The organism is Stenotrophomonas sp. YJH_SMC_53 (assembly GCF_059369995.1).
This window is the reverse complement of record NZ_JCAFTF010000001.1, coordinates 380,375-394,714: the sequence shown is the minus strand read 5'-3', so window position 1 is coordinate 394,714 and position 14,340 is coordinate 380,375. Positions and strand designations below refer to the sequence as shown.

General features: G+C 68.0%; 12 protein-coding genes. 7 read left to right on the top strand and 5 right to left on the bottom strand.

The window, feature by feature from the left end; translation table 11 throughout:
- Position 1 precedes the first annotated feature (1 nt).
- A complete protein-coding gene (locus tag AC5P7X_RS01825) occupies positions 2-721 on the top strand; it encodes a methyltransferase domain-containing protein (RefSeq protein WP_053501002.1) in 720 nt (239 codons plus the stop codon).
- A gap of 124 nt (positions 722-845) precedes the next feature.
- Here the strand turns inward: AC5P7X_RS01825 and AC5P7X_RS01820 are convergent, their stop codons facing one another.
- Positions 846-1,625, bottom strand: coding sequence for a polysaccharide deacetylase family protein (locus tag AC5P7X_RS01820; protein WP_070489840.1), 780 nt, complete (start codon positions 1,623-1,625; stop codon positions 846-848).
- A 59-nt stretch (positions 1,626-1,684) separates the two neighbouring features.
- On the opposite strand from AC5P7X_RS01820, the gene grxD reads away from it, so the two are divergent.
- Positions 1,685-2,611, top strand: coding sequence for a Grx4 family monothiol glutaredoxin (grxD, locus tag AC5P7X_RS01815; protein WP_065185372.1), 927 nt, complete (start codon positions 1,685-1,687; stop codon positions 2,609-2,611).
- 122 nt (positions 2,612-2,733) lie between these two features.
- Here the strand turns inward: grxD and AC5P7X_RS01810 are convergent, their stop codons facing one another.
- The 3 genes from AC5P7X_RS01810 to AC5P7X_RS01800 form a co-directional block, all read right to left on the bottom strand.
- Positions 2,734-3,273 (bottom strand): DUF924 family protein, encoded by a 540-nt coding sequence (locus AC5P7X_RS01810; RefSeq protein ID WP_005419210.1) that lies wholly within the window; start codon positions 3,271-3,273, stop codon positions 2,734-2,736.
- Between the two features lie 43 nt (positions 3,274-3,316).
- Complete coding sequence (locus AC5P7X_RS01805) at positions 3,317-4,093, bottom strand: AMP nucleosidase (protein ID WP_005419211.1); 777 nt, start codon at positions 4,091-4,093, stop codon at positions 3,317-3,319.
- Positions 4,094-4,218: 125 nt separating this feature from the next.
- Complete coding sequence (locus tag AC5P7X_RS01800; protein WP_070490521.1) at positions 4,219-7,605, bottom strand: autotransporter domain-containing protein; 3,387 nt, start codon at positions 7,603-7,605, stop codon at positions 4,219-4,221.
- Between the two features lie 255 nt (positions 7,606-7,860).
- On the opposite strand from AC5P7X_RS01800, the gene AC5P7X_RS01795 reads away from it, so the two are divergent.
- The 5 genes from AC5P7X_RS01795 to AC5P7X_RS01775 all read left to right on the top strand — a co-directional run bounded on the left by AC5P7X_RS01795 (position 7,861) and on the right by AC5P7X_RS01775 (position 12,643).
- A complete protein-coding gene (locus AC5P7X_RS01795; RefSeq protein WP_495214357.1) occupies positions 7,861-9,270 on the top strand; it encodes an amidohydrolase in 1,410 nt (469 codons plus the stop codon).
- Positions 9,270-10,532, top strand: coding sequence for an amidohydrolase family protein (locus AC5P7X_RS01790; RefSeq protein ID WP_206620405.1), 1,263 nt, complete (start codon positions 9,270-9,272; stop codon positions 10,530-10,532). The genes AC5P7X_RS01795 and AC5P7X_RS01790 overlap by 1 nt, the downstream gene beginning before the upstream one ends.
- Positions 10,533-10,557: 25 nt before the next feature.
- Positions 10,558-11,190 carry a 2-hydroxychromene-2-carboxylate isomerase gene (locus AC5P7X_RS01785; protein WP_005419225.1) on the top strand — a complete coding sequence of 211 codons (633 nt, stop codon included), beginning with the start codon at positions 10,558-10,560 and terminating at the stop codon, positions 11,188-11,190.
- A gap of 95 nt (positions 11,191-11,285) precedes the next feature.
- A complete protein-coding gene (locus AC5P7X_RS01780) occupies positions 11,286-12,227 on the top strand; it encodes a DegV family protein (protein ID WP_053501128.1) in 942 nt (313 codons plus the stop codon).
- A 77-nt stretch (positions 12,228-12,304) separates the two neighbouring features.
- Entirely contained in the window at positions 12,305-12,643 is a 339-nt protein-coding gene (locus AC5P7X_RS01775) for a hypothetical protein (RefSeq protein ID WP_006469105.1), read from the top strand.
- Between the two features lie 114 nt (positions 12,644-12,757).
- Here the strand turns inward: AC5P7X_RS01775 and AC5P7X_RS01770 are convergent, their stop codons facing one another.
- Positions 12,758-14,203, bottom strand: coding sequence for a GGDEF domain-containing protein (locus AC5P7X_RS01770; RefSeq protein WP_495214356.1), 1,446 nt, complete (start codon positions 14,201-14,203; stop codon positions 12,758-12,760).
- Between the last annotated feature and the right edge of the window lie 137 nt (positions 14,204-14,340).

Here is a 14,340-nt window from a genome sequence, read left to right as displayed (position 1 = left end):
GATGGATGGTACGCCACGGAACGGCCCGCCCCTGCCCTGCACACCGCTGACCGCCCCGCAGGCCCGCGCGATCGCCGAAGCGTTCCGCCCGGCTCGGGCCTGGGGCAGCCGCCGCGACTACTACTACACCCGCGGCAAGCTCGGCAGCGACCCGCTGTATGACGGCGTGCTGCAGCATCTGCCCGACGACGGGCAACCCCTGCTGGACCTGGGGTGCGGGCTGGGCCTGTTCGCCCACGTGCTGCGCCAGCGCAGCGGCACCCACCCCTACCTCGGCGTGGACGTGGATGCCGGCAAGATCATCCGTGCCCAGCGTGCCGCCGCCGGGCTGCACGCTGTGCGCTTCGACTGCCTGGACGTGCAGGCGCCACTGCCGGCGCAGCCTGGACACGTCCTGTTGCTGGATGTGCTGCAGTACCTGGACGCGGGCCCACAACTGGCATTGCTGCGTGCGGCCAGCGCGCGGGTGGCCGCCGGCGGCCGTCTGCTGCTGCGCACGCCGCTGGCCACCGGCGATGGTCGCGACCGCACCACGCGGGTGGCGGACCGGTTGGCCTGGCTGGTCGGCTGGATGGGCACGCGGCCGCGCCACTACCCCGACCCGCACGTGCTGCAAGCGACACTGGCCGAGGCCGGATTGCAGGTGACGGCGCCGCGTCCCCTGCATGGGCGCACGCCATTCAACAGCTGGTTGCTGGTGGCCGAACGCCCCGCGCTGTAGAGCTGCGCTGCGACGTTTTTCCGGTGCTTCACACCGCCGCCCGAGCATCGGCTCGGGCGCTACAGCAGCGCCCCCTTGTAGAGCCGAGCCCATGCCCGGCTGCTCTACATCACCAGGGCCGGCGTTACGGGACGGGCAGCCGCGCTTTCAGCCCGCGCTCGTCCAGTGCCTGCAGCACGCCCTCGATGATCGCCAGGTTGTGGCCGTGGGCGGCCCCCTCATGCAGCAGCACGATGGCCCCCGGGCGCAGATCCGGCAGCAGGCGGTCGAGCACCCCCTGCGTCGTGCAACCGATGCCGTCGAAGCCGCGCGCGCTCCAGCCGACCCGGACCAGGCCCAGCCGCTGCAGTACCGGCGCCACGAACGGATTGGTCATGCCCACCACCGAGCGGTACCAGCGCACCGGGCGACCGCTTACCGCCTGCAGCGCGTGCTGGCAACCCTCGATCTCGGCGCGCATCGCCGCCGGGCCCAGCCGCCAGAAGCGCGCCTGCGGGTGGCTGTGGCTGTGGTTGCCCAGGTCGTGGCCGCGGTGCAGGATCTCCTGCACCAGCTCCGGCTGCGCCAGCGCGCGCTCGCCCACCAGGAAAAAGGTGGCATGGGCCTGGTGGCGGTCCAGCAGGTCGAGCACGGCACGGGTTTCCGGGCCAGGACCGTCATCAATGGTCAACCAGACGCTGTTGCCGACATCCGGCAACCGGCTCAGCACCGGCGCATAGAAGCGACTGTTGGGCAGGAACACCGGCACCATGAACAGTGCGTGGCTGGCCACCATCAGCGGCAGCCCCAAGTGCCAGCCCGCCAGGGCCCAGACCAGGATCACCAGCAGCTGCGACGCCACCAGCCAGGGCAGCCAGCGCCAGGGCCGGGTCGGGATGCGATGCAATGTTCCTGCGTTGCTCATCCCCCATGATGCCATGAGGGGTAGAATTGATGGTTCGAATTCCCGGAACCCCGACGTCCATGTCCCTCGATCCTGCCCTGCGTTCGCGCATCGAATCCATCCTCAACGCCAACCGCGTCGTGCTGTTCATGAAGGGCCAGCCGTCGATGCCGCAGTGCGGTTTCTCGGCCAAGGCCGTGGGCGCCCTGCAGGACCTGGGCGTCGAGTTCGCCCACGTCAACGTGCTGGCCGACCAGGAAATCCGTGAAGGCATCAAGGCCTATGGCGACTGGCCGACCATCCCGCAGCTGTACATCGACGGCGAACTGGTCGGCGGCAGCGACATCGTGCTGCAGATGGCCGCCAGCGGCGAGCTGAGCAGCGTGCTGGGGCTGCCGGCACCGGACCGTACCCCACCGAGCATCACCGTCACCCCGGCGGCCGTGGAAATGCTCAAGGGCGCGCTGGCCGACGCCCCGGGCGCGGCCCTGCAGCTGACCATCGACGCCGGCTTCCAGCCGAACTTCCAGCTGGCCCCGCACGACGAAGGCGCCATCGCTGCCGAGTCCAATGGCCTGCGCGTGCAGTTCGACCTGGCCAGCGCCCGTCGCGCCAACGGCATCACCATCGACTGGGTGGACGACATCCGCGGCAAGGGCCTGGCCATCGACAATCCGAACGCGCCCAAGCCGGTGCAGGAAATCAGCGTGCGCGATGCCGACGACCTGGTGCGTGCCGGCAACATCACCCTGGTGGACGTGCGCCCGGCCGACGAACGTGAGATCGCCGCCGTGGGCGTGCCGTTCAAGACCTTCGACGGCAACGGCCGCGCCGCGCTGGAAGCCCTGCCGAAGGACACCGCACTGGCCTTCATGTGCCACCACGGTGGCCGCAGCGCGCAGGCTGCCGAGCAGTTCCGCGCCCTGGGCTTCACCAAGGTGTTCAACGTGACCGGCGGCATCAACGCCTGGTCGGAAGACGTCGACAACGGCGTGCCGAAGTACTGATTGACGGCGCGGGGTCAGCGCCCTTTCCTGCGGGAAGCGGATCTGGCCCCCGGGAAAAAAGGGGACGGAGGGGATTAAGTCGTTTGTGGCATAAACGACTTAATCCCCTCCGTCCCCTTTTTTCAGCCGGCGAATCCGCCTTCGGCCAGGTAGTCCAGTTCCTCCGGCGAGGGAATGCGCCCCAGCACGGCGTTGCGGTGCGGGAAACGGCCGAAGCGGCGGATGATGTCGCGGTGCAGCTCGGCGTACTGCAGGTATTCCTTGTCGCCCAGCACATCGAACATCGCCACCGAACGGTCCTGGTCCAACGGGTCCTCGGAGTGCTCGAACGGCAGGTAGATGAAGGCGCGCAGCTTCGGCACCAGCTGCAGGTCCAGGCCTTCCTCGATGGCGCGCATGGCGTAGTGCCGGGCCAGGCCATCGGTAGCATAGGAATGGGCAGTACCGCGGAAGCAGTTGCGCGGGAACTGGTCCAGCAGCAGCATCAGCGCCAGTGCGCCCTCGGCACTGCCCAGCCAGTGTTCACGCCCACGCGAAGCGGCGGCGAAATGCTCATCCAGGAACAACTGGCGGAACTGCGCGTCGAACGCATCGTCGCGGGCGAACCACTTCGCAGGGCCCGCTTCTTTCCAGAAATCCACCACTTGCGCGGCAACGTCCATCACCTACTCCCCAGGGCCGGCGCGCCGCGCCAGGCCATCATCATCATTCGTCGAAGCGCAGGTGGCGGACCGACTTGCCGTTGCGCCGGATAAGCTTAAGCGCCTCGATACCGATCTGGATATGGTTTTCCACGAACTGGGAGCTGACCTTGGCATCGGAGGCCTCGGTCTTGACCCCGTCGGGGATCATCGGCTGGTCCGAGACCAGCAGCAGCGCGCCACTGGGAATGTGGTTGGCGAAACCGGCTGCGAACACGGTGGCGGTTTCCATGTCGATGGCCATGCAGCGCATCGCCCGCAGCCGCTCCTTGAAGGCCTCGTCGTGCTCCCAGACCCGGCGGTTGGTGGTGTAGACGGTGCCGGTCCAGTAGTCGTGGCCGAGGTCGCGGATCATGGTCGAGACTGCACGCTGCAGCGCAAACGCCGGCAAGGCTGGCACTTCCGGCGGCAGGTAGTCGCCCGACGTACCCTCGCCGCGGATCGCCGCGATCGGCAGCACCAGGTCACCCAGCTGGTTCTTGCGCTTGAGGCCACCGCACTTGCCCAGAAACAGCACCGCCTTGGGCATCACCGCCGACAGCAGGTCCATGATGATCGCGGCATTGGGGCTACCCATGCCGAAGTTGATCATGGTGATGCCATCGATGGTGGCGCTGGCCATCGGCCGGTCCAGGCCGATGACCGGGGCGCCGGTCAGCGCGGAGAAGGTGTGCAGGTAGCCGCCGAAATTGGTCAGCAGGATATGCTGGCCGAACTGGTCCAGCGGAACGCCGGTGTAGCGCGGCAGCCAGTTGTCGACGATTTCCTGCTTGCTCTTCATGGGCGGTCCGGTACGGCGTGGGGGCCGCCATTGTAGGCGTGCACGGGCCAACCCACACCTGGGCCGGCAACGAAGAAGGGCGGCCCTGCGGCCGCCCTCCTGGTTTCCCTGCGGTAACCGGCGGCTTAGAAGCGCACCGACCAGCGCAGGTTGGCACCGTGGTCGCGGCTTTCGTCGCCGAACTGGCCGCTGTAGCCCAGTTCCAGCTGCTGCTTGGCGGTCAGCCAGGCCGAGAGGCCCAGTTCGGCCACCACCGCGCTGTCGGCGATGGGTGCACCGTTGACCACGAAGCTGTCACCGCCGGTGGCAAAGCCCAGGCGGGCCGACGGGTTGCGGTCGCCGCTGGCGTGGCGGTACGCCACCGCGCCGCGCACGTGCAACCAGCTGTCCTGCTGGAACGAGGCCTTCAGGCCCTTGTCGAAGCGCACGCCGGCCGTGGCCAGGGTGGTGCGCACGTCGTCCACCGAACCCTGCAGGGCCGCAGCACCGCCACGCTCGTTCACGTGCTTGGTGTCCACTTCCACGCGGGCCACCTGCACGTACGGCTCCAGGCCAGCCTCGCGGCCACCGAAGCGGTAGGCCGCTTCGATGAAGGCCTGGCGGGTACGCGCGTCGTAGCGGGCGCTCAGGGTGTCGCTGTAACCGGCGAACGCCAGCTCACGGGTACTGTCCACATCGTGTTCGCTCCATGCCAGGCCGCCACGCAGGCCGAAACCGCCCCAGTTGTGGCTGGCGTAGGCGCCGAAGTGGGTGTTGTCCACCTTCGACCTCGCACGGCGGCCTTCGCCCTGCTTCACGTCGGTGCGGCCGGTACCGGCCAGCACGCCCACCTGCCAGCCGCCGAACTCGCGGTCGGCACCGACCAGCAGGCCGTTGCTGTTGGCTTCGGTGCGGGCGGTGTTGGTGTTGCCATCCAGCGTGGTGCTGCCGGCCAGGGCCTGCACCCACACACCGGTGGCGTCGCCGCCTTCGGCACCCGGTGCAGCGGCACCGGCACGGCGGGCCAGCGCGGCATCACGCACGTAGCGGCTGCCTTCCAGCAGGGCCGCGCTGGTGGCGGCATGCAGTTCGCCGCTGAGGCTGTCCAGTGCGCTGCCCACCTGTTCCGGGAACAGCATGGTCAGCGGACGCGGCAGGCCCTGGTTGACCGCCAGACCGTCGACCACGGTGGCCACGGCCAACTGGTTGGCGGTGGTGGCCGCGGTAGCCAGCGCGTTGCCGCGGGTCACTTCAATGCGCGCGCCGGCGGCGGAGTAGGCCAGGCCGAACTGCAGGAAGGGCGAGAAGGCGCTGAAATCGGTGCTGGCGAACCGACCGTTCACGCCGCCGTCGGCCTGGATGAAGTTGAACTGCTCGCCCAGGTAGTAGGTGCCCGGTTCCGGCAGCGCCACCAGGGTGCCGCCCAGGGTGGCGGTGCCGGTCACGTGCAGCTGGTCGCTGCGGCTGCCCGGGGCCACCTCGGCCTGGTACACGCCAGTGGCGGTCTGCACATAGTCACCGTTGATGGTGAGCGTGCCGATGGAGTTGCCCGGAGCGATGATGCCGGCCACGGTGGTGTTTCCCAGCTGGCCCACGCCCTTCAGCGTGCCCTTTTCACCCACGAAGGTGCTGCCGCCGGTCTGCACGCCGTTGAAGGACACCACGCCACCGGTGACGGTCAGGTCCGAGCCGTCCAGCACACCGGTGGCGGTGATGCGGCTGCTGCCGCCCAGGCTGTTCAGCGCTGTGTTCTGCAGGGTGCCGTTCAGCAGGAAGATTCCGCCGGTCACGTCCACGGCGCTGGTCAGCGTGTTCACGCCGTCCAGTTCCAGCACGCCTTCGCGCACCACCGCGCCGTTGAAGCTGTTGTCGCCGCTCAGGCGCAGCCAGCCGATGCCGCTCTTGGTCAGTTTGCCCGGGCCGCCGATGTCATTGGTCCAGTCGTCCCATGCATCACCTTCCCACACCTTCAGGCCGCCGGCCTTCTGGTTCATCACCACATCGGTGTCCACGCGCAGCGAGCCGTAGCCTTCGACGGCCGCAGCCAGGTTCATCAGGCCCCAGCCGTAGACATCGTCCACGCCTGCAGCACCCAGGTCGGTGGCGGTGGTCAGCAGCACGTCGCGCACCTGCGCGCTGTCCAGGTACGGGAAGCGCTCGAACAGCAGGCCCAGCGCGCCGGTGACGTGCGGGGCGGCCATGGACGTGCCGCTCAGTTCCTCGTAATCGGACGACGGGGTCTGGCTGATGATGTCCACCACCAGGTTGCCATTGTCATCGTAGAAATCACCTTCGATCACCGAATCGGGACCGTACACGGTCGAGTTGATGTTCGAGCCGGGCGCGGCGAGGCACCAGTTCGCCGCCAGGCCACAGCGCATCGAGCGGTTGCTCAGCTCCAGGTCCTGATTGACGTTGACCACGGCCAGCCAGTACGGCTCGACGTCGGCGACGGCGCGCGGCAGCGAGGCATACATGCCGGCAATCGGCGCTTCTTCCGGCGAAGTGTTGGGCGAATCGGTGTTGCCAGCGGCCCATACCTGGATCAGTCCGCTGCTGCGCGAACCTTCGGCCATCGCAGCCAGACTGGCGGCGAACACCGGGTGCGACTGGTACATGTCCAGGTCTTCCGCTGTGGTCGGCTCGTTGGCCAGGCCCCAGCTGTGGTTGATGGCGCGCACACCCTGCTCGTTCATCTGCGCATACAGCTGCGGGTAGATCGAATCGTCGGCCTGGATGGCGGCGATGGTCTGTTCGTCCAGATACAGGGAACCGCCGATATTCACCACCGACAGGTAGGTGGCGCTGTTGGAGAACAGGCGGGCCACGCTCAGGTCGGCGCCGAAGGCAACACCGTGGGTGCCGTTGCCATCACGGTTGGCGGCGATGGTGCCCGACACGTGGGTACCGTGCACGTTGTAGCTCAGGCCTTCGTAGAAGCCATTGCGCTCCAGCAGATCGGCATAGTCCGGGTCGAGCAGCTGGTAGGACACGGCCACCTGGTCACCGTCGCTGGCGAAGCAGGCGTCCGGGCCACTCAGCACTTCGCGCGCGCACAGGCTGCCATCGGCCAGCACGTCGGCCAGATGGATGCTGCGGTGGTCCTTGCCGGCGAACTCGTCGTGGTCCAGGCCGGTGCCGCTGTCGAACACGCCCAGGCGGATGCCGGTGCCGGTCAGGCCGCGTGCGTAGGCCACATCGGCGTTGATCGCCTGCAGGCCCCAGTCGCTGTTGAATTCGGTGGTGCGCCAGCTGGCGGCATCACCCGGCTTGCCCATGATGGGTTCCGGATCGACTTCCACATCGGCGGCGGCGACGGCCAGCGACGGCGAAGCGGTGAGGACCGGTGCGGCAAACGCGGCCTGCAGGCTGCGCTGGAACTGGTAACGCGACAAGGCGTCTGCGTTGCTGTCCTGGGCCAGCGCCGGCAGAGCGGCGGCCATCAGCAGCGAGCCAACAATGGCCGAGGCCAGGGGTGAGGGGAGGATCGAGCGGCGGGAAGCGGTGGAGCGATACGACGGGAAGACAATCATCTGCAGTTACGTCCTTGATTCCTTGAAATATTTCAGGTGCAGCTCCGTCATGGAGCAATGGAAAGCACACCTCACGGCGGGTCAGCGCTCGCTGTCCCACCGGTTGGTAGCGGCAGGTGTCACAAAAAATTAATGCTTCGTTCAGAATTTTTGTATAGGAAAATCCCCACCCCTGCCCCTGCCCAAGGTCACTTGGCAAGTGGTATCGACGACGGATAGCGTCGGCGGATTCACGCGTGGGTTGGGGATCTCTGCATGGCATCGATGGTGTTGCGCGCCGCTCTTGGGATGGCGCTGGTTTCGTTGAGCACGGCACCGGCGATGGGCGCCTCGCGCTTCGTCGCCGATCCCTACCCCAGCACCTACCGGGCGCATCCCGATGCGCCGGTGCTGATCCAGAACGCCATCGTGCTCACCGGCACCGGCCAGCGCCTGGACAACGCCGACGTGCTGCTGCGCGAGGGCCGCATCGCCGCCGTGGGCCGCCAGCTGCAGGCCGATGCCGGGGTCACCCGCATCGATGCGCAGGGCAAGTGGGTCACACCGGGCCTGATCGACGTGCACTCGCACCTGGGCGTGTACCCCAGCCCGGGCGTCGGCGCGCACAGCGACGGCAACGAGATGACCGCGCCGGTCACCGCCAACGTCTGGGCCGAGCACTCGGTGTGGCCGCAGGACCCGGGTTTCGCCACCGCACTGGCCGGCGGCGTGACCAGCATGCAGGTGCTGCCGGGCTCGGCCAACCTGGTCGGTGGTCGTGGTGTGACCCTGAAGAACGTCCCCGCCATCACCTACCAGGCGATGAAGTTCCCCGGCGCGCCGTGGGGGCTGAAAATGGCCTGCGGCGAGAACCCGAAGCGGGTCTACGGCGGAGGCAAGGGCGTCGCTCCGGCCACGCGGATGGGCAACGTTGCCGGTTACCGCGCCGCCTTCATCGATGCCGCCGACTACATCGCCAAGAACAAACCGAAGCCGGCCAAGCGCAAGGGCTGGTTCGGCAGCGACAAGGGCGACAGCGCCGGTGATGCCGGCGGCAAGCGCGATCTCAAGCTGGACACGCTGGCCGGTGCGATCGAGGGCGACATCCGCGTGCATATCCATTGCTACCGCGCCGACGAGATGGCCACCATGCTCGACCTGGCCAAGGAATTCGGCTTCAAGGTGGCCGCCTTCCACCACGGCGTGGAGGCCTACAAGCTGGCCGACCGGCTGGCCGCCGACGGCGTCTGCGGCGCGCTGTGGGCCGACTGGTGGGGCTTCAAGATGGAAGCCTTCGACGGCATTCCGGAGAACATCGCACTGGTCGATCGGCCGAAGAACAGCTGCGCCATCGTCCATTCCGACTCCCCCGAAGGCATCCAGCGCCTGAACCAGGAAGCGGCCAAGGTGATCGCCGCCGCGCGCCGCGCACGCATGCCGGAGATCCCCCCCGAACACGCCATCACCTGGATGACCGCCAACGCCGCCAGGGCGCTGGGGATTGAAGGCCAGACCGGCACCCTGGAGGCCGGCAAGATGGCCGACGTGGTGGTGTGGAACGGCAACCCCTTCAGCTCGTACGCGCTGGCCGAGCAGGTCTTCATCGACGGCCGCCGCCTGTACGACCGCAGCGCACCTGCAGCCACGCCACGTTCCGACTTCCAGCTTGGCCAGGAGGTGCACTGATGGGCGCGTTGAACAAGCGTCGCCGGGCATGGCTCGGCGCTACGGTCATGGTGCTGGCCTGCCTCTCCGCATCCGCGCAGGCGCAGGACCTGCTGGTGCGCAACGCCACCGTGCATACCGCCAGCGCGCGCGGCAGCCTGCAGCACGCCGATGTGCTGGTGCAGGGCGGCATCATCCGCGCAGTCGGCAGCGGGCTGTCCGCTCCGGCCGGGGCCCGCGTGGTCGAGGCCGATGGTCGCCCGCTGACACCGGCGCTGTTCGGGGGCATCACCGAGATCGGCATCGAAGAAGTCTCCGGTGAAGCGAGCACGGTCGACAGTACGTTGAAGATCGGCGAACAACCGCTGCGCCCAGAGTTCGATGTCACCCTGGCGTACAACCCGGCCTCGGTGCTGATCCCGGTGGCGCGCCTGGACGGCATCGGCTTCACCGTGCTGGGGGCGGCCACTGGTGGCGGCTTCGTTGCAGGCCAGGGTGGCGTGATGCGGCTGGACGGCAGCGCCGATCCCCTCGGGCCGCGCGCGCTGTTCCTGCGCCTGGGGTCGGCCGCAGTGGAGCTGACCGGGCATTCGCGTGCGGCGCAATGGATGCTGCTGCAGCAGATGGTGGACGAGGCACGCGGCCAGGTCGCCGCGGACTCGCCGCATGCGCTGCTGACCCCGGCCGGGCGCCGCACGCTGGGCCGCTACCTGACCGGCCAGGGCCGCATTGTGGTGGAGGTGGACCGCGCGGCGGACATGCGCCAGCTGCTGCGCTGGGCCGCCCGCGAGAAAGTGAAGATCGCCATCGCCGGTGGCAGCGAAGCCTGGCAGCTGGCGCCGGAGCTGGCCGCCGCACAGGTACCGGTGTTCGTCGATGTGTTGTCCAACCTGCCGGCCAGCTTCGACCAGATCGGTGCCACGCTGGAAAATGCGGCACGCCTGCAGCGTTCCGGCGTGGCGGTCTCGTTCGTGCAGCGAGGCGACGCCTCGCACAACGCCCGCAAGATGCGCCAGCTGGCCGGCAATGCCGTGGCCAATGGCCTGCCCTGGGCCGACGGCCTGGCCGGCCTGACCCGGGTGCCGGCGCAGGCGTTCGGCGTGGCCGACCAGATCGGCAGCATCGAGCCGGGCAAGCGTGCCGACCTGGTGCTGTGGGAGGGCGACCCGCTGGACGTGGCGCACTATGCCGAACAGGTCTGGCTGGGCGGCCGGGCGATGCCGATGCGCTCACGCCAGACCGAACTGCGCGACCGCTACCTGCAGCGCAACGCGCAGCCCTGACCTCCAGTTATCCAAGGAAACCCGCATGGCCACCCTGCGCTGGTACTTCGACTTCGTCTCGCCCTATTCCTACCTGCACTGGCAGAAGCTGAAGCAGCTGCCCCAGTTCGCACAGATCCAGACCGTGCCGATCGCCTTCGGTGCCGTGCTGCATCACCTGGGCAACCTCGGGCCGGCCGAGATTCCGGCCAAGCGCCGCTTCATGTACCGCCAGCTGCTGTGGACTGCGCAGGCCGAAGGAACACCGCTGCGGTTCCCGCCGGGCCACCCGTTCAACCCGTTGTCTGCCCTGCGGCTGTGCCTGGCCGCCGGTGGCAGCGTGCAGGCGGTAGACGTGCTGTTCGACTGGATCTGGCGCGACGGCAATGCCGCCGATAGCGCCGAGGCCCTGCGCGAACCGGCTGCGCGGCTGGGGATCGAGGATGTCGCCAGCGCCACCGCGGCCCCCGCGGTCAAGGAGCAGCTGCGGAGGAACACCGAGGCCGCCATTGCTGCCGGCGTGTTCGGCGTACCGACCCTGGCCATCGATGACGAACTGTTCTGGGGCAACGACGCCCATCCGTTGATGGCCGCCGTGCTGGCCGATCCCGCCCTGCTGCAGCAGCCCGAATGGCAGCGCCTGGCCGAACTTCCGGTGGCCGTGCAGCGCAGTCGCTGAACAGGGCCTGGCGCGTTTCCCTCGCGCGCCACGCCAGAATTTGAGATAGATTTCACGTTTCCGAACCTACAACCGCCCTGGAGGGGGAGCCGCGGATGCGCATCGGAATCGTCGTCGACTCGGCCTGCGACCTGCCGCAGGACTTCATTGCCGAGCACAACATCGTGCTGCTGCCGATCACCGTACGAATCGGTGAAGCGGTTCTGGCCGATCATCGCGATGAGCAGGCCACGCTGAGTTTCCTGCATGCACACGTGGCCGAGCACGGTGCCGAGGCGGAGACCATCCCCTTCAGTGTCAACCAGATCCGCGACCTGTTCCTGCAGCAGCTGGTGATCGATTACGACCACGTGTTCTGCATGACCATCACCAAGACCCGCAGCCCGATCCACGACAATGCGCTGCAGGCCAGCTTCGCCATCCTCAACGATTACAAGCCGGTGCGGCAGGCAGCGGGCTACAACTCGCCGTTCGCCCTGCGCGTGCTCGATACCCAGAACCTGTTCGCTGCGCAGGCCGTGACCGCAGTGGAGGCGGTTCGCCTGCGTGACAGTGGTGCCAGCGTGCAGCAGATCCGCGAACGGCTGGAAGAACTGGCCGGCAATGTGCACGGCTACATGATCACCCGCGACCTGTACTACATGCGCGCGCGTGCACGACACAAGGGTGACCGCAGCGTCGGCCTGCTCAGCGCCGCACTGGGCAGCGCGCTGGACATCAAGCCGGTGCTGCACGGCTACCGTGGCCAGACCGGGCCGGTGGCCAAGATCAAGGGCTTCGACAGTGCCGTGCAGAAGCTGTTCGCGGTGGTCAGCCAGCGCGTGCGTGCCGGGCTGATGACGCCGACGGTATGCGTCAGCTACGGCGGTGAGCTGGATGAGCTGCGCAGCCTGCCCGGCTATGCACAGATGAAGGAGGTCTGCGCCGGCCATGGCGTGACCGTGTACGAATCGGTGATGAGCCTGACCGGCATGGTCAATGTCGGCAAGGGCGCGGTCACCGTGGGCTTTGCCGATGGGCCACATCGGTTTGAATGAAGGCCGACCGTGGCTGGAATCTGCACATCGATTCGACCACGGTTGTGCCAGCCTTGCCGCACTTCAAGGAGAACTTCATGCCTGCGCAGTACCACATCAGCCTGCCCGACCCGTCCAAGGCCCGCGGCAACGACCCTGACCTGTCCTTCCATTCGCAGGGCGCCGCCGGTTTCGCCGAAGAGCTGCAGGACGCCCTGCGCAGCGGCACGCTGTTCGAACGGTGGAAGGCCAAGCAACCCGACCCGGATGCGGTGGAACCGCAGTGGGGCGTGACCGATCCGGACGCCACCGTGACCGGCGAGCAGAAGGACCTGCGCATCAACCTGGTCGCCACCACCCGTATCGACAGTGACGTGTTCAAGCAGCGCCTGCGCCTGCTGGCCGGCCACCACTGGGAACTGCGCGACGTGCGTTGAGGCCACGCCATGGTAGTGCCGGCCGCTGGCCGGCAACCAAGGAGATGCCGGCCAGCGGCCGGCACTACCCAGCGCGATGTCCCTGGACGGGCGGCACGCCATGGGCTGGTCCGCTCAGCAGTCCATCGTTCCGTGCGCGTTGCCCTCGTCATCCAGCACGTGTGCGTGCAGGACCACCTGGTTGCGGCCTGCACGCTTGGCGGCGTACAGGCCGGCATCGGCGTCCGCCAGCAACTGATCGGCACTGGCCAGGGCCGGCGGATGCAGGTAGCCCACGCCGATGCTGATACTGACCGATCCTTCCGGCAACGGCAGCGCTTCCACAGCCCCGCGCAGGCGTTCGGCCAGCGCCAGCACGCCCGACAGTGGGCTTCCAGGCACGATGACAGCGAATTCTTCACCGCCATAACGCGCAACGCTGTCACTGCCGCGACCTGCGACGCCCTTCAGCACCCCGGCCACCGCCTGCAGGCAACGATCACCGGCCGGATGGCCGTGCCGGTCGTTGAAGGCCTTGAAGTGGTCGATATCCACCAGCAGCAGGCCCAGCTCGGTGCCGCTGCGCCGCGCGCGATTCCACTCGGAGGTCAGCCGCGCGTCGAACTCGCGGCGATTGGCCACGCCGGTGAGGCCATCCTGCCGCGCCAGTTGATCCAGCGCCGCCTGACGCTCCAGCAGATCGGTCTGCAGCAGGACGCTGCGCAGGCCGAAACCAAGGGTGGCTACGACGAAGCCCGCGACGGCCAACGGCCGCGCATGATCCACCACCAGCGTGCCGACCACCAGCAGCAGCAACGGCAGGATGATCGGACCGGCGGCCTGCACCGTCCTCGCCAGCCGCGGGTGTGCCGTGGTGCCTGTGTCCGGCGCCGTGTCCAGCGCCATGCAGGCGATCAGCAGAAAAGGTACGTCGATCAGCAGGTCGTTGAACGCACCGAATGCATCATCGGAGGTGTAGTGGTTGATGTAGTAGGCCACCAGCAGATAGGCCAGTGCGTACAACGCCAGTGCACGGAAGAACCTGCGCCGTTCGGGCACGTCGCCGGCCAGCCATCGCACCACGGCGAACGCGGCGATACACAGGTTCTGGATGTCGAACATGCGCTGCATGTTGGACATGGCATGGGCGTCGACCTCGACACGGGCGGCGAACGATGCGGTGTGCACGAAGAACAGCACACCCAGCAGCGCCGCCATCGCCGCATCGATCAGGCTGATGCTCGGGCGCTCGCGGCGTGCCCGGGCCAGGATGAACACCAGCGGCACGCCATACAGCACGTACAACAACAGGCTGACGCGTGGGGTGAAGTCAGCCCGGCCGGCGCCCAGCGCATCCACCATGTTGAACGTCATGCCACCGGCCCACAGCAGCAGTGCCATCGCGGTAGAACGCCAGCCCAGAGCGGCGCGGTCACGTTGCGCCCGCACTAGGCACGCGGCGGCGGCCAGCAGCGGTGCGCCGGTCAGGAACAGGAAAGAGCCCACGCCCGCCGGGCTCGGCCAGAACGCCACGGCCAGCCCATGGCAGAGCACGTACAGCAGCGCCAGCACTACCGGCATGCATCCCCCCGATCCGCAAGGCCGTCTGAGCGCACGATAGCGCGCCGGCACGCCACAGCGGCGTGATCCGCTGCGGCAAAACGACACTCCGCGTGCATCACCATGGTAGTGCCGGCCGCTGGCCGGCAATCCCAGGG